Consider the following 16,928-nt stretch of genomic DNA (forward strand, 5'->3'; position numbering starts at 1 on the left):
AGTTATTGGTAATTAGCTAGTTCTATTTTGCGTTATTTGCACCATCAACAAACATTTTTTCCCTGCAACTGAGCAACCGACTTATGGCGATCCATTAATTCTATTAATATCGCACATCAGTTTATTAATATCTTGACTTATAAGTAGAATTAATTTGACCAAATAGGCTTTTATCGCTAATTTTTATGTCAATATCAAGGCAGGTATTTGGTCGTTAAGGTACAGTTAATAGTGCTTCTGGGCAATGGTCTAGGCGATGTACAGATAAAATTGAGAGGCAATGATTATGTTATATGACCAGCATCATGAAAAAGACAATTGTGGTTTTGGCTTAATTGCTCATATCGAAGGTAAACCAAGTCACAAAGTGGTGCGCACCGCAATCCATGGACTGGCACGGATGCAGCACCGTGGCGCCATCTTATCAGATGGTAAAACTGGCGATGGCTGCGGTTTATTACTACAAAAGCCTGATCGCTTTTTTCGTTTAGTCGCGCAAGATGCCGGCTGGCGGCTGGCGACCAACTACGCCGTTGGTATGTTGTTTTTTAATCAGGATGAAAGCATTGCACAAGTCGGTCGTGAGGTCATTGAAGAGGAACTGTCTAAAGAAACACTTTCTTTGGTTGGTTTTCGCAAAGTGCCTATTGATAAAAGTGTCCTTGGCGAAATAGCGTTATCATCTCTGCCGCAAATCGAACAGGTATTTATTAATGCACCCGCAGGCTGGAGTAAAATTGATTTAGAGCGGCGATTATATATGGTGCGTCGGCGTATTGAAAAACGCATACAAGATCCCGCTTTTTACGTCTGTAGTTTTTCCAATCAAGTTAATGTCTATAAAGGCTTGTGCATGCCGAAAGATTTACCGCGATTTTATCTTGACCTCGCTGATCTGCGCATGGAATCGGCTATTTGTTTATTTCATCAGCGTTTTTCTACTAATACTGTGCCCAAATGGCCATTAGCGCAGCCTTTTCGCCATTTAGCCCACAATGGTGAAATCAATACCATAGAAGGCAATCGGCAATGGGCAAAAGCGCGCTCTTATAAATTTAGAACACCGCTCATTCCTGACCTACAAGACGCCGCCCCCTTTGTCAATGAAACTGGCTCAGACTCTAGCTCATTAGACAACATGCTCGAACTGTTTTTAGTTGGTGGGATGGATATCATCAGGGCGATGCGTTTGCTTGTGCCGCCAGCTTGGCAAAATAATCCCGATATGAATGAAGATTTACGCGCCTTTTTTGATTTCAACTCTATGCATATGGAGCCATGGGATGGACCTGCGGGGCTCGTACTATCTGATGGCCGCTATGCTGCCTGCAGTTTAGATCGAAACGGGCTGCGCCCCGCCAGATATGTTATCACCACCGATGGTTTAATTACCTGTGCTTCTGAAGTGGGTATTTGGGACTATAAAGCCGATGAAGTCGTGAAAAAAGGTCGAGTAGGCCCTGGTGAACTTTTGGTTATTGACACCGAAAATGGCAAAATTTTACAACCGGCGCAAACCGATAACGATTTACAAAAACGCCATCCCTATAAAGAGTGGATGACCAAAAATGTTAAACAGTTAACCCCTTTTGAAGATCTCGCTGATGAGCACCTTGGTAAACGTGATATTGACGATAGCATGCTCGCAACCTACCAAAAGCAGTTTGGTTACTCGTTTGAAGAGCTTGATCAAGTCATCCGTCCACTTGGTGAAAACGGCTACGAAGCAACTGGCTCGATGGGTGATGATACTCCATTTGCTGTACTATCAACGCGACCGCGGGTTATCTATGACTACTTCCGACAAAAATTTGCCCAAGTTACCAATCCACCGATTGACCCGCTACGTGAAGCGCATGTCATGTCTTTATCGACCAGTATTGGTCGTGAAATGAATGTTTTTGCCGAAGCTGAAGGACAAGCTCATCGGGTGTCATTCAAATCGCCCGTTTTACTTTATTCTGATTTTAAGCAATTAACATCGCTAGAATCGAAATATTATAAAATGGATGTGCTTGATATTACTTATGATATTGATGATAGTCTCAGTGACGCTATCGAACAACTATGTGGCGATGCTGAAAACAAAGTCCGCTCAGGTACGGTTCTGTTAGTTTTATCAGATAAAAACATTGCTGCCGATCGTTTACCGATCCCCGCACCCATGGCAGTTGGCGCGGTTCAACAGCGTTTAGCTGAACAAAATTTACGCTGTGATGCCAATATTATCGTTGAAACCGCTAGCTGCCGTGACCCTCATCAATTTGCTGTCTTAATTGGTTTTGGTGCCACCGCGATCTATCCTTATCTAGCTTACGAAACACTGGCACAAATGATTGATCATGGCATATTAAACAAACGCTATCGTGAAGCGATGCTAAATTATCGTAATGGCATAAACCAAGGGCTTTATAAAATCATGTCTAAAATGGGCATATCAACTATTGCCTCTTACCGCTGTGCTAAGCTCTTCGAGGCGGTCGGTTTGCATGATGAGGTAGTTAAGGCATGCTTTTTGGGCGTAAGTAGTCGGATTAATGGTGCCGATTTTACTGATTTCCAACACGATTTATTTGAGTTATCAAAACGGGCTTGGTCAAAACGTAAACCGCTTGAAGCAGGGGGGTTATTAAAGTATATCCAAGGGGGTGAATACCACGCTTACAACCCTGATGTTGTGCTGTCATTACAAAAAGCAGTTAATTCTGGTGATTACAATCAATATCGGCAGTATGCCAATATTGTCAATAACCGCCCTGCGGCAACCCTGCGGGATTTATTAAAATTGAGTCCACCACCGGGAGCGGCAATTAACATCGATAGCGTTGAAACCAGTGACGCATTATTTAAACGCTTTGATTCGGCGGCAATGTCAATTGGCGCATTAAGTCCTGAAGCGCATGAATCTCTTGCACAAGCGATGAACACCTTAGGAGGATACTCCAATTCCGGTGAAGGGGGAGAAGATCCCGCTCGTTACACGACCAATAAAGTATCGCGCATTAAACAAGTTGCTTCTGGGCGTTTTGGCGTAACGCCGAGCTACTTAATGAGTGCCGATGTAATTCAAATTAAAGTGGCCCAAGGTGCCAAGCCCGGTGAAGGTGGGCAACTACCGGGTGATAAAGTTACCCCTTACATTGCCAAATTACGTTTCTCAGTACCCGGTGTCACCTTAATTTCACCGCCACCACATCATGATATTTACTCGATAGAAGATTTAGCGCAGCTAATTTTTGATCTCAAGCAGATCAATCCAAAAGCGATGATCTCGGTTAAATTGGTCTCCGAACCAGGGGTTGGGACCATTGCAACGGGGGTAGCTAAAGCTTATGCTGACATGATAACTATTGCTGGCTATGATGGTGGCACCGGCGCCAGTCCACTCACTTCGGTAAAATATGCGGGCTCGCCTTGGGAGCTTGGATTAGTTGAAACCCAACAAGCATTAGTCGCTAATGGACTTCGTCATAAAATTCGCCTGCAAGTTGATGGTGGGTTAAAAACGGGCTTAGATATTGTTAAAGCAGCAATTTTAGGTGCAGAAAGTTTTGGTTTTGGTACCGCTCCAATGGTGGCGTTAGGCTGTAAATATTTACGTATTTGTCACCTTAATAACTGTGCAACAGGTGTGGCCACTCAAGATGAGAAACTACGCCGTGAGCACTACCATGGTTTGCCAGAAAAAGCGATGAACTATTTTCGATTTATTGCGCAAGAAACACGCGAAATAATGGCAGAATTAGGCGTCACTCGTATCATTGATTTAATTGGCCGTACTGATTTATTAGTTACATTAGCGGGTTTAACGGCAAAACAAACTAAACTTAATTTATCGAGCTTATTGAAGACCGCTGCGCCGATTGATGGTCATGCCATTTATCATACAGAACTTAATCCTCCTTTTGATAAAGGCATATTAAATGTGGAGATTATGGCTCAGGCTAAAAGTGCGATTGATCTTAAACAGACAAAATCGTTCTATTTTGATATTCAAAACACCAACCGTTCGATTGGTGCAACCTTATCAGGCTATATCGCACAACAATATGGTGATCAAGGCGTAACTGGCGAGCCTATTAAACTAAATTTTAATGGCACAGCAGGGCAAAGTTTCGGTGTTTGGAATGCTGGCGGTGTAGATCTTACCTTGACCGGTGATGCTAATGATTATGTTGGCAAAGGCATGGCGGGCGGGCGCATTGTGATTAGCCCGCCGATAGGCTCTGCGTTTTTAAGCCATGAAGCCACCATTATTGGCAATACCTGTTTATATGGTGCGACGGGCGGCAAATTATTTGCGGCAGGTAAAGCGGGTGAGCGCTTTGCAGTACGAAACTCTGGCGCAATCAGCGTGGTTGAAGGTATTGGTGATAATGGCTGCGAATATATGACGGGTGGAATGGTTTGTGTACTGGGTAAAACGGGCGTCAACTTTGGTGCGGGCATGACCGGCGGATTTGCCTATATTTTAGATGAAGATGGTGAATTCAAAAAACGAATCAACCGCGAGTTAGTCGAAATACTTGATGTTGCTGATTATGCGATCCACGAAGAGCATTTACGCGGCTTAATCATGGAACATGCGCAATTAACACATTCATCAAGAGCAGACGATATTCTTAGCCACTGGCAAAAATATGCCAAACAGTTTGTCTTAGTCAAACCAAAATCAAGCGATGTGAAAGCACTGCTTGGGCACCGTAGCCGATCGGCGGCTGAATTGCGTGTTCAGGCGCAATAGGAGGAGGTACCAATGAGTCAGAATGTTTATCAATTTATCGATTTGCAGCGTGTTGATCCGCCTAAAAAATCGCTAAAAATTAGGAAGATCGAGTTTGTCGAAATCTATGAAGGCTTTTCATCTTCTCAAGCAACCGCTCAGGCCGATCGCTGCTTATCATGCGGTAACCCTTATTGCGAATGGAAATGTCCGGTACATAATTACATCCCTAACTGGCTTAAACTCATTAATGAAGGACACATAATGGCTGCGGCAGAACTCTGCCACCAAACCAATAGTCTACCCGAAGTGTGTGGTCGTGTTTGTCCGCAAGATCGACTATGCGAAGGTGCATGCACTTTAAACAGTGAATTTGGCGCCGTAACTATTGGTAATATTGAACGTTATATCACGGATGAAGCGTTTAAAATGGGTTGGCGACCCAATCTTGAACACGTTGAGATGACCGGTGAACGTGTGGCGATTATTGGCGCAGGGCCAGCAGGGCTAGCATGTGCAGATGTACTCGTTCGTAATGGTGTAAAGCCGGTAGTCTATGATCTTCACCCTGAAATTGGCGGGTTATTAACCTTTGGGATCCCCGCGTTTAAACTCGATAAAGAGGTGTTAATTAATCGTCGCCATATTTTTACTGCGATGGGCATTGAATTTCGGCTCAATACCGAAGTCGGTAAAGATGTTGCATTAAAAACATTACTCGATGAATTTGACGCCGTATTTATTGGCGTTGGTACTTACCAATCAATGCATGGAGGACTCGAAAATGAAGATGCAAAGGGAGTTTACGAAGCGTTGCCATTTTTAATTGCCAACACTAAACAGCTGATGAAACACCAACCAGATAAAGCAACGCCTTATGTTGATATGAAAAATAAACGTGTTGTGGTGCTTGGTGGTGGTGATACTGCGATGGATTGTGTCCGCACCTCGATCCGGCAAGGCGCGAGTAACGTAACGTGCGCCTATCGTCGTGATGAAGCCAATATGCCTGGCTCCAAGCGCGAAGTTAAAAATTCGCGCGAAGAAGGCGCGGCGTTTTTATTTAACGTACAGCCGGTAAGCATTGAGATCGACAACAATGGCCAAGTAACGGGCATTAAAATGGTTAAAACCCAGCTAGGTGAGCCTGATAATCATGGTCGACGCTTAGCGATTGCGATCGAGGGTTCTGATTTTGTCCTGCCCGCCGATGCGGTGATTATGGCGTTTGGCTTTAAACCCCATAGTCTACCTTGGCTGGAGCAACACAATATCGAGCTAGATAAGCAAGGTCGAATTATTGCACCAGAAAGTAACGCTTACCAGACCTCTAACCCGAAAGTCTTTGCCGGTGGCGATGCAGTAAGGGGATCAGATCTGGTTGTTACCGCAATAGCCGAAGGGCGCAAAGCCGCCGAAGGTATTCTTCAGCGCCTAGATACGTCGTTATTAAATAAAGCTTAAGGCAAGTTGTTTCGCGGGCACTTTTGCTCACTAAACTTTATAAAACTTCACAATATATCATCTTACTTACTGATTGAAGTTACTCTTTACAGTAAATTGATTAATTCTTTACAGATGAAAATATAAGCGTTACTATTAGGCGAAACTTATTGAGATAGTATAAGAATAATAAAATGAATGGGTTAATAACTTGAATAACAGCTTTGAAAAAGAATTATGTACGAGATTAAACAAATTTAATATTAAAAAGTATAAATTTTTGTTTTTTGATCGCAGCGCCTTTATTGCTCCTGCAATTTTTTCTACCTATCCTGATGAATGGACGACGTTCTATCAACAGCAAAAACTGTACTACAGCGACCCGATTATTAATTTAGCTAAAACAACCGTAAAGCCGTTTGCTTGGGGCTCTGTCGCTAACTATCTACCCTCACAAGACCAAACATTTTTCAAATTAAGCAAACAATATGGTATTCATGATGGTTACACCTTTAGCACCCATGATGCGTTAGGTCATTGTGCTTTTCTTAATCTACTCTGCGATGAAAATAACGCAATTGATTGTACGTTCTTTGAACGTCACCGCGCAGAGTTGCAAATGGTATTAGTTGATCTCTACGATCTCTATTTACAGCAACACAAACATATGGAGTATTATCGTAACCGAGCTTATCTAATGATTTCAGACAAAGAAAAACAAGTACTTAAGCTAGGTTGTGATGGTTTAAAGTATAAGGATATCGCGCTTAAATTAGGCATTTCGGAAAGAACAGTTAAGTTTCATATAAGTAAAATTGTTGAAAAATTAGATGTTGGTAATGCGAAACAAGCCTTTTTAAAATGTAAAGAGTTGAATGTTATTTAAGCAGTTCGAATTGTGCGCAAATAAGTTTTATGCTCTTGTTTGCACTTTTGTTTTTTGCTTAAATTTGATAAAAAACAATTAAATAAAATTGTTTTTTTCTGCGTTTTTTCGTTTTTTTATTACTCGGTCTACACTTTAGTACAGTTGTGAGGATTAACTGTTTAAAGGTAGAATTAACCAAAAGTTAAATATAACTAATTGATTTCATATTGAAAAGGAACAGATATGTCAAACAGCTATCAAAACGAAGTGCCCGCAGCTCGTGTTAATATTCAGTTAGACCTACATACGGGTGGAGCACAGAAAAAAGTTGAGCTACCGTTAAAAATTTTGACAATGGGTGATTACAGTCACGGTAAAGATGATAGACCGCTAGCTGAAAAAGAAAAAGTGTCTATTGATAAAAACAATTTCGATTCGGTATTAAAAGATTTAAATCCTCAAGCAAAAATTACCGTTGAAAACACATTAGCTGGCGATGGCTCTGAAGTTAATGTCGATCTTGATTTTCAGTCAATGAAAGACTTTACGCCAGAACAAGTTGCTAAAAAAATTCCACAGTTGCGCTCTTTACTTGCGATGCGTAACTTACTTCGCGACCTAAAATCTAACTTAATGGATAATGCGACATTTCGTCATGAATTAGAAAAAATTGTTAAAAACGAGCAATTATCTGATGAATTACGCGCAGAGTTAGAGGCAATCGTTGCAGAAAGTACTAAAGCGTAATATTGATCGCATTAACGATAACATTATTACTTAATCTTCTTTAGTAAAGTTACAGTGAATAAAATTAAGTACAAGGAAACAAACATGTCAGTACAAAAAGAACAGAGCGCAGCTCAGGCCGTTACTCAAGATGCCAGTAGCGTATACCAATCCTTATTTAATAAAATTAATTTAAACCCTATTGCTAAAGCGCAAGACATGGACAAATATGAAGACAACGATGTTTTATCAGAATCTTCAACCAATGAACGCGTGACGGTAGCGGTCAATATTCTACTAAAAATGATTCAAGATTCATCACAAAAAGTAGAAAAATTAGACAAGCACCTATTGGATTATCACATTAGCCAAATCGACCAAAAATTAAGCCAACAGCTTGATGCTATTATGCACCATCCAGTGTTCCAAGAGATCGAATCAACGTGGCGTGGACTAAAATTTTTAGTTGATCGTACCGATTTCCGTCGTAATGTTAAAATAGAGCTACTCGATGTATCAAAAGAGGCATTACGCCAAGATTTTGAAGATGCGCCTGAAATCAATCAAACTGGTTTTTACCGCCATACTTACATCCAAGAATATGACACACCAGGTGGTGAACCACTAGGCGTAACTATTTCTAACTACGAGTTTGACCGTGGTCCACAAGATATTGCATTGCTGCGTAACGTATCAAAAGTTGCTGCCGCAGCACATATGCCATTTGTTGCCTCTGTTGGTCCTAAATTCTTTGGTAAAGAGACCATGGAAGAAGTTGCCGCAATAAAAGACATTGCTAACTACTTTGATCGTGCTGAATATACTAAATGGAATAGCTTTAGAGATACCGACGATTCACGTTATATCGGCTTAACGCTGCCACGCGTACTAGCTCGTTTACCTTATGGTCCTGAGACGGTACCGGTACGTAGCTTCAACTATATTGAAGATGTAAAAGGTCCTGATCATGAGCGTTATTTATGGGCTAATGCGTCATTTGCGTTTGCAGCAAATATGGTACAAAGTTTTGTCCGTAATGGTTGGTGTGTACAGATCCGTGGTCCACAAGCAGGTGGTTTAGTTGAAGATCTGCCTATTCATTTATATGATTTGGGGACGGGTAACCAAGTTAAGATCCCAACCGAAGTATTAATTCCGGAAACGCGCGAGTTTGAATTCGCCAATCTTGGTTTTGTGCCATTATCATTCTATAAAAACCGTGATTATGCTTGCTTCTTCTCAGCTAATTCATCGCAAAAACCAGCGTTATATGATACTAAAGAAGCGACCGCGAATAGCCGTATTAACTCACGTTTACCTTATATCTTCCTACTGTCACGTATTGCGCATTACCTTAAAGTGATCCAACGTGAAAATATAGGCGCGACCAAAGATCGACGCGTACTTGAGTTAGAGCTTAATAAATGGATCAACAACCTTGTCACCGAAATGACCGATCCAAGTGATGAAGTTCAAGCTTCGCATCCATTACGTCAAGCACAAGTTATTGTTGAAGATATTGATGATAATCCAGGCTTCTTTAAAGTGAAAACCTTCTTAGTTCCTCACTTCCAAATTGAAGGAATGGATATCAACTTATCGATGGTATCGCAAATGCCAAAGGCAAAAGCTTAATTATTAGTGAATAAAAAATGGCGGATACCAATTGGATTCGCCAACTAATAAAAGTCTAATAAATTAGGTTTAGCGTCTTAAACCTAAAGTGGAGCCAATAAGAATAATGAAAATATATCGTCCTTTGTGGAATGAAGGTGTGTTTTTAACGCCTGAACAATTTCAACAGCAAAGCATGTGGGAAGTTTATAGCAATCAACAGCTTGCAAAACTTTATCTCGGTAATCCTTGGGGAGTTGAGCGGTTGCAAATTGATGCACAAGCTTTAACGCTTGACCGCTTAAGCCTACATACATTAAGCCTACGTTTTGCTGATGGTACCTTAGTCGATACCGATATTGCTGATAATTTGCCAACGACTCGCAACTTAGCTACCGATGTTCCGCCTGCAAACGATGAAATCACGGTTTATATTGGCTTACCGCTTTTACAAGCTAACGGTGAAAACTGTGCGTTTGATAATCAAACTATCGAACGGCCGATGCGCTACCGCCAAGAATGGGTTGAAGTAAAAGACCTATTAGGTAATGGTAATGAAACCATTGCGGTTGAACGCTGCGCACTCAGTTTTTTATTCGATTTTGAAGATCATAGCGAATACCTAACCTGTCCGATAGCGAAATTAAAACGGGATCTCAATGGACGGTTTGTATTAGACAACCAATACTTACCCCCACTATTAAATTTACAAACCCAAAGTGGCTCGCTAACTAAAGAACTCGATCTCCTTTGCGTACAAATCCAAGCTAAACGCCAACGTTTAATGGGCATGCGCCATGAGCGCAATCAACAAATGGCCGAGTTTGCGGTGGCTGATGTATCGCTATTTTGGCTACTCAATGCCTTAAACAGCTTTGAACCACAGTTAAAATTTTTACGTGATAATTCAACGATTCATCCAGAAAATCTTTATCAAAAACTGATCGGTTTAACGGGTGCGTTACTGACTTTTTCACTTGCACATGATGTCGATAAAATTCCGGCTTACCAGCATCACAACTTAAATGCCGTCTTCCCTCCGCTATTTGAATTAACGCGTAACTTATTGGAAGAGAGCTTACCATCAAGGGTAATAAAAATTGATCTGGTACATGATAAAGACACCTTATGGACCGGCCGATTAAATGATGGACGCCTAGTTGAAGAAGCGGATTTCTATTTATCCGTGCGCTCTAGCATGCCAGGACATCAGTTACAATCTCAATTCCCAGTATTATGTAAAGCTGGGGCGCCAGATGATGTGAGGCAAATTATTCACTCGGCCTTATCTGGTATTCCAATTAAGCCGTTAAGCCATGTGCCGGCCGCTATTCCAATGCGACTTGAAAACCAATATTTTGCCCTTGATTTATCACATAGTGCAGCAAAAAACATGCTATTAAACCGCTGCTGTGAATTTTATGTGCCAAGGGCGATGCCAGATATTTCATTAGAACTCTTTGCGGTACTGCGATCATAAGGTCAACAGAATGAGTGTAGAACAAGAAAATAAAACAATTGATCAATTATTAAGAGACACAATACTTACCGTAGTGGAGCTAAGAGAAGGTGCCGATATTGCGTCGGTAACTAAACTCTACAAACAGTGCAAACAGCAAGTGACCACCGTTCGCGAGTACTTAAAAAAAGCGCAATACAACCAAGATATTATTGATGATATTAGCTATGCGCAGTGTGCGCTATTAGACGAAGTGGTACTGCTTTGCAGTAAAGATAGCAGCACCCCGCGCGATTATGACGAATGGTTAGGTGCGCCTTTACAAGTTGTCTTTTTTAATAATCACAATGCTGGCTATGACTTATTTGAAAAAATTCGTACACGGTTACGCGCCGATAAAAAAGAGGCGCTGGTGCTAAGCTGTTTTGATCGCGTACTCGGTATGGGCTTCCAAGGTTGTTACTTAGATCAACCGCAGATGGAGCGCGAGCACCTGATCATCGCTTTAAGGGAATCATTGCTCGGCAATGAAATAGAAGAGTCGCACCCCATTATTGAGCAAACCAAAAGCTACCGTTATTTTGGTCGAAAATCCATGCTAATACTATGCACTTTAGCATCGGTCGCCTTGGCGGTAGGGCTTTACTTCTTACTCGACCACAAACTTAACGCTCTTTTAGCGCCGCTAATTCAATAAGGACTGATAATGAACAATTATCCTTGGCGAATACAGATCGTCTATGCGTTGCTGCTAAGCTTGATTATATTATGGATCTTTTTACCGATAACAATTGGTCTAAAACTGTTAGGTTCAACGCTTGCCGTTGTAATTGCGGGGACGCTTTTCTACCGCTTACTGCGCTACCGACGGCTACTCAATGCCGCCACTAAAAATATTGCGTTTTTAGCACAAAAATTAGATTTACTGCCCGCTAGGCAGCGATACCGTTTACCGCTATTTTTAGTGACAGGTAACAGCGCCAAGGCGTTTTTCCCCAGCGATTTAACCTTAGCTGAGCAAAACATCGTGGTATCCTCTGAAGCCGTTTGGATCTATGTTGAAGAGTATTCAGAGCTACCGATAGTGTTTGATTCATTAGTGGCACGTTGGCCTGATATGCTGGGTCGAATTGGCCTATTGTTAGCGGTAGCGCCAGAAGAAGAGAGCAAAGCGGGACTTTTTACTGCAAAGCTACAAGCGTTTCGCCAATCGTGGGTTGATACTTGCAAAATGGCAAAGTACCGCTTGCCGGTTTACGTTTCGGCTCATATTTCACTTAATAGTTTACATTACCATGATAATGCGACCTTACCTGTTTATTGGTACCAAATTATTGCGCAAAAACTCTATTTATTAGATGAATATTTATCACCGCTAGACAATTGGGTTCATGATAAAACTATCAACTCGCTCGAAAGGCAACAACGCTTGTCAGTTAGAGTGATGCTGAATGAATATCAAGCTTGGATAAAAACCAACATTCTTGATGTGCTTAGCGATCCAAAGCAACCCCTTACTAAATGTATACCGGTAGGGACGGTCATTTATCCACTCAATAGCCAGCAAGTCAACGATAACCTGATTGAGCGCATGTTTGCTAGTGTTACCACTTTATCGTTACCTCACAGCAAAACAAGTGAGAAGCAGATCATTGCGCCGCCCGATCGGCTAATCAAATTTATGCCGATTGCCTACCCTAATTCGCCAATTAGGAAAACCGTTTGCAATATGATTGTCATTACGGCGCTATTTCTTATGGCGGCGTTAGGTGCCTCATATTGGAATAATATCAAACTGGCACAGCAGGTACATAGTGATATCCATACTTATGATCTTATCGCGATGGACAGTTATAGCGAAAAACGCGAAGCGTTGGCGCTATTAAAGGCCGATAGACGTCTACTCAATGACTATTTTAAACAAGGCGAACCGATAAAATTAGGTTTAGGTCTGTATCATGGGCAGCGTTTACTTGAGCCATTAAGCCAAGCAATTAGCCGTTATGTGCCTGAGCCTCCGCCGCCGCCAGCACCACCTCCGCCGCCACCACCGCCAGCGCCGGATCCTACGCCGCCAATATTCTCATTTGATGCACTGTCGTTATTTGAAAGTGGCAAAATGCAGCTAAAACCAGAAGCGACGAAAACATTAATTGACGCGCTCATGGCCATTAAACTGTATATGCAACAAAACAGTAGCAAAGGTTGGTTGGTGCTTGTTTCGGGTCACACCGACACCACCGGCGATAGTAATAAAAATCAGCAGCTATCACTAGACAGGGCAGCTGCTGTCAGGAATTGGATGATCCAAGCCAGCAATATTCCTGAAAACTGTTTCGCTGTACAAGGGTACGGCGCAAATAAACCGTTGGTAAGTAATGACACGCCGCAAGGGCGAGCACAAAATCGACGAGTTGAAATCAGCTTAGTTCCTCAAATATCAACCTGCAAGTTGATAGATGAAAACTAAAATTTAGTACTAACAACGATAATAAGGAGTTAAACAATGGCAGTTCCAGCGTATATGTTTTTAAAAGATGATGGCGGCTCTGAAATCAAAGGTTCAGTAACTGTTGATGGACGCGAAGGAAGCGTAGAAGTTGTTGAATTTGATCATCAAGTCTATATCCCAACTGATGGTAACACAGGTAAATTAACCGGTACTCGCGTACACAAAGCACTACAATTTGTAAAAGAAGTTGATTCTTCATCTCCTTACCTTTACAAAGCCGTAACTACTGGTCAAAACCTAAAATCAGTTGAAATCAAATGGTATCAAATTGATAACGCAGGTCAAGAAGTTGAATATTTCAATACCTTAATGGAAGGCGTAAAAATCGTATCTGTTAAACCTGAAATGTACAACGTCAAAGATCCAGCAAAAGAACAATACAATCACTTAGAGCGTATTGAACTACGTTATGAAAAAATCACCTGGACTTACAAAGATGGCAACATCATCCACTCAGACAGCTGGGTTGAAGGTCGTAGCTAGTTTTAAGGTACATTACGTCACAATATTCTGCCGGATAACGGCAGAATATTGCCATTATATTTAACCGTATCTACTTGCTAAGTATCAACTGATTGATATTTTTAGCGACCAAGTATATAGCGTTAAGTTATATGGTTAACAATATTGCACGGCAACATAATATTAAAAATATGATTTAAAAATAGACGATTAGCAGCACAATAATCAGCATCGTTAATTCAATGGCCATCGTTGAATGGTGTTCAATATAGTGCTCAACATTGTTCAGGCTATTTAAGCGCAAAATGGCAGAGCTTAACAAAATAAACAACAATAAAATGGGAAAAGGAAGAATCATGATAACCGATCCATCGACACTACTAAGACGGTTAAATCCATACTGTGCAAAAGCATTAGAGGCCGCTGCAGGACTTTGCCAAACCAGAGCCCATCTGGAAATCACGCCTGAGCATTGGTTATTAAAGTTATTAGAACAAGGTAATGGTGATATCACCGTTATCGCTCGTCACTACCAGCTTAATATGGACGAAATTTGGCAAGGACTATTGAGCTATTTAGACTCTTTACCGCACACCGTTAACCAAAAACCCAATTTATCATCATCACTGATAAACCTATTACAGGCGGCATGGTTAAAAGCGTCATTAGACGACCAAGAAGAGCACATTCGCTCAGTACATATACTGCAAGCGCTACAAGAAGCGCCCCATAGCTTAAAAGCGCAAGACGCTTGGCCTCTACTTAGTTTATCGGTTATCTCATTAAAACGCTTACGCGTAAAACTCGACGACATGTCAGATGAAAATCCACAAACTCAAGCTTATGAAAGCAGTCAGGCTATTACTGATACGGCCGAGCAAGCGGTACAAGTGACACCCGTTAAAAGTGACACTCCAGCCCAAAGCACAACCGATAATGCGCAAACGCAAAAACACCACCAAGCGGCATTAAGTCGTTTTTGTGAAGATGTGACAGAAAAGGCGCGCGCGGGCAAAATTGACCCCGTTTTTGGTCGTGATAGTGAAATTAGACAAATGGTCGATATTCTATCAAGAAGACGCAAAAACAACCCTATTTTAGTCGGTGAACCCGGGGTAGGTAAAACGGCACTGGTCGAAGGGCTCGCTTTACGCATTGTCGAAGGTAATGTACCAACCAACTTAAAAGAGGTGGCGATTATGACGCTCGACCTCGGTTTACTACAAGCTGGAGCAGGCGTTAAAGGCGAGTTTGAACAACGACTTAAAAATGTCATCGATGCCGTCCAACAATCAGCCACGCCTATTTTATTATTTATTGATGAAGCGCATACCATTATTGGTGCGGGTAACTCTGCTGGTGGCGCCGACGCGGCTAATTTATTAAAACCGGCACTGGCGCGTGGCGAATTACGCACGATTGCGGCAACCACCTGGTCTGAATATAAACAATACTTTGAAAAAGATGCCGCCTTAGAGCGCCGTTTCCAGATGGTTAAAGTCGATGAGCCAAATGATGAAATGGCATGTTTAATGTTACGCGGCTTAAAATCGCGTTATGCTAAGCATCACGGTGTACATATTTTAGATCAAGCGGTAAAAACAGCCGTCATGCTCTCTCGTCGTTATATTAGTGGTCGTCAACTACCCGACAAAGCGGTTGATCTACTTGATACCGCATCGGCGCGTGTACGTATGGGGCTGGACACCACGCCAGAATCGATCACCAAGCTACAGGCAAACATCACCTCATTACAGCTAGAACAACAGGCATTGCTTGCCGACCAAAGTTTAGGGGAAGACGATTTACAACAGCGCGTTGATGAAATCATCGCCCAAACTACACAATTAGAGCAGGATTTACACACTGCTCAGCAACAGTTTGCGCAAGAAAAGGCATTGGTACAAAAACTCATTGAATTACGGGCTAACGATAACCAAGGCGACAAAAAACTCACTCAGCAGATTAAAGAGACGCAGCAAGAGCTGCAGACCTTACAAAATCATGCTCCGCTACTTTCACTCGATGTCGATAGTCGAACGGTATCGACCGTGATTGCCGACTGGACGGGCGTGCCACTTGAAAGCTTATTAAAAGATGAGCAAAGTCACTTACTCAATATTGAAGATGATCTACGTAACCGGGTGGTTGGGCAAGATATCGCATTATCCGAATTGGCCAGACGTATTCGCGCGGCGAAAACCGGCTTAACCTCTGAAGATGCACCAATGGGCGTCTTCTTATTAGTCGGGCCATCGGGCGTGGGTAAAACTGAGTGTGCACTGGCACTAGCTGACACTCTATTTGGCGGTGAACAATCATTGGTTACCATCAACATGTCAGAATACCAAGAAGCGCACACCGTCTCACAATTAAAAGGCTCACCGCCGGGTTATGTCGGTTATGGTCAAGGCGGCGTATTAACCGAAGCTGTACGCAAAAGGCCCTATAGCGTAGTGCTACTCGATGAAGTTGAAAAAGCCCATAAAGACGTGCTAAATCTATTTTATCAAGTATTCGACCGCGGCTTTATGCGTGATGGTGAAGGTCGTGAAATCGACTTCCGTAATACCTTAATCTTAATGACCTCTAACTTAGGTAGTGACCAATTAATGGCGCTATTTGAAGAGATGCCAGATGCGCCCGTTGCGACGCAGCAAGAGCTATTAAGACCGATTATTCGTGAGCACTTCCAACCTGCGCTATTAGCTAGGTTCCAAACGGTGATCTTCACCCCGCTTGCGCGTGACGCAATGCGCCAAATTGTCCAGATGAAATTTAACAAAGTGGCGCAGCGACTCAATCGCCATTATAAAATTAGTTTTAATGTTGGCGAAGCGCTGTATGAGCAGCTGGTTGATGCTTGTCTATTACCTGATACTGGTGCGCGCAATATCGATAGCATCTTAAACCAACAGATTTTACCGGCGGTATCAAACTTATTACTGCAAAAGCAATCGTCAGACCAAACCAAACAGACACTCAGCCTCGATTTTATTGAGGAGGAAGGGATTGTTTTAGCGTGGGGCAATGGCCAAGAAAAAGCAAAACCGAAACCGAAACAGAAGGTTACTAAAGCTAAAAAGCCTAAAAAAGTAACTGAAAAATAGGCGATTTATTC

Annotated in this window: 10 protein-coding genes; all 10 read left to right on the forward strand. The window is 42.1% G+C overall.

Translation table 11 applies throughout. The features are described from left to right. The first annotated feature begins 286 nt into the window (after positions 1–286). The 10 genes from gltB (at position 287) to tssH (ending at position 16,917) form a co-directional block, all read left to right on the forward strand. Positions 287–4,744, forward strand: a complete 4,458-nt coding sequence (gene gltB / locus RHO12_09895) for a glutamate synthase large subunit (protein WVD65681.1) — start codon at positions 287–289, stop codon at positions 4,742–4,744. Positions 4,745–4,756: 12 nt separating this feature from the next. Continuing rightward, the gene (locus RHO12_09900) at positions 4,757–6,187 is read left to right on the forward strand and encodes an FAD-dependent oxidoreductase (protein ID WVD65682.1); all 1,431 of its coding nucleotides are present in this window, start codon (positions 4,757–4,759) and stop codon (positions 6,185–6,187) included. Between the two features lie 259 nt (positions 6,188–6,446). Next, a complete protein-coding gene (locus RHO12_09905; protein WVD65683.1) occupies positions 6,447–7,052 on the forward strand; it encodes a LuxR family transcriptional regulator in 606 nt (201 codons plus the stop codon). Between the two features lie 225 nt (positions 7,053–7,277). Beyond that, positions 7,278–7,781 (forward strand): type VI secretion system contractile sheath small subunit, encoded by a 504-nt coding sequence (gene tssB, locus RHO12_09910; GenBank protein WVD65684.1) that lies wholly within the window; start codon positions 7,278–7,280, stop codon positions 7,779–7,781. A gap of 84 nt (positions 7,782–7,865) precedes the next feature. Continuing rightward, complete coding sequence (gene tssC / locus RHO12_09915) at positions 7,866–9,395, forward strand: type VI secretion system contractile sheath large subunit (protein WVD65685.1); 1,530 nt, start codon at positions 7,866–7,868, stop codon at positions 9,393–9,395. A 106-nt stretch (positions 9,396–9,501) separates the two neighbouring features. After that, entirely contained in the window at positions 9,502–10,854 is a 1,353-nt protein-coding gene (gene tssK / locus RHO12_09920; GenBank protein WVD65686.1) for a type VI secretion system baseplate subunit TssK, read from the forward strand. 10 nt (positions 10,855–10,864) lie between these two features. Continuing rightward, positions 10,865–11,530 carry a type VI secretion system protein TssL, short form gene (gene tssL / locus RHO12_09925; GenBank protein WVD65687.1) on the forward strand — a complete coding sequence of 222 codons (666 nt, stop codon included), beginning with the start codon at positions 10,865–10,867 and terminating at the stop codon, positions 11,528–11,530. A 9-nt stretch (positions 11,531–11,539) separates the two neighbouring features. Next, complete coding sequence (locus RHO12_09930) at positions 11,540–13,303, forward strand: OmpA family protein (protein WVD65688.1); 1,764 nt, start codon at positions 11,540–11,542, stop codon at positions 13,301–13,303. 36 nt (positions 13,304–13,339) lie between these two features. Continuing rightward, positions 13,340–13,828 (forward strand): Hcp family type VI secretion system effector, encoded by a 489-nt coding sequence (locus RHO12_09935; GenBank protein WVD65689.1) that lies wholly within the window; start codon positions 13,340–13,342, stop codon positions 13,826–13,828. Between the two features lie 284 nt (positions 13,829–14,112). Next, entirely contained in the window at positions 14,113–16,917 is a 2,805-nt protein-coding gene (tssH, locus tag RHO12_09940; GenBank protein ID WVD65690.1) for a type VI secretion system ATPase TssH, read from the forward strand. Positions 16,918–16,928 lie beyond the last annotated feature (11 nt).

The sequence above is a fragment of the Orbaceae bacterium lpD02 genome, assembly GCA_036251875.1.
GTDB classification, from domain to species: domain Bacteria; phylum Pseudomonadota; class Gammaproteobacteria; order Enterobacterales; family Orbaceae; genus Orbus; species Orbus sturtevantii.

Bases quoted from the DNA above. Each gene is read 5' to 3' on its own strand.
- tssL (WVD65687.1), top strand. From the start codon at position 10,865: ATGAGTGTAGAACAAGAAAATAAAACAATTGATCAATTATTAAGAGAC.
- RHO12_09930 (WVD65688.1), top strand. From the start codon at position 11,540: ATGAACAATTATCCTTGGCGAATACAGATCGTCTATGCGTTGCTGCTA.
- tssK (WVD65686.1), top strand. From the start codon at position 9,502: ATGAAAATATATCGTCCTTTGTGGAATGAAGGTGTGTTTTTAACGCCT.
- tssB (WVD65684.1), top strand. From the start codon at position 7,278: ATGTCAAACAGCTATCAAAACGAAGTGCCCGCAGCTCGTGTTAATATT.
- tssC (WVD65685.1), top strand. From the start codon at position 7,866: ATGTCAGTACAAAAAGAACAGAGCGCAGCTCAGGCCGTTACTCAAGAT.
- RHO12_09935 (WVD65689.1), top strand. From the start codon at position 13,340: ATGGCAGTTCCAGCGTATATGTTTTTAAAAGATGATGGCGGCTCTGAA.
- gltB (WVD65681.1), top strand. From the start codon at position 287: ATGTTATATGACCAGCATCATGAAAAAGACAATTGTGGTTTTGGCTTA.
- RHO12_09900 (WVD65682.1), top strand. From the start codon at position 4,757: ATGAGTCAGAATGTTTATCAATTTATCGATTTGCAGCGTGTTGATCCG.
- tssH (WVD65690.1), top strand. From the start codon at position 14,113: ATGGCAGAGCTTAACAAAATAAACAACAATAAAATGGGAAAAGGAAGA.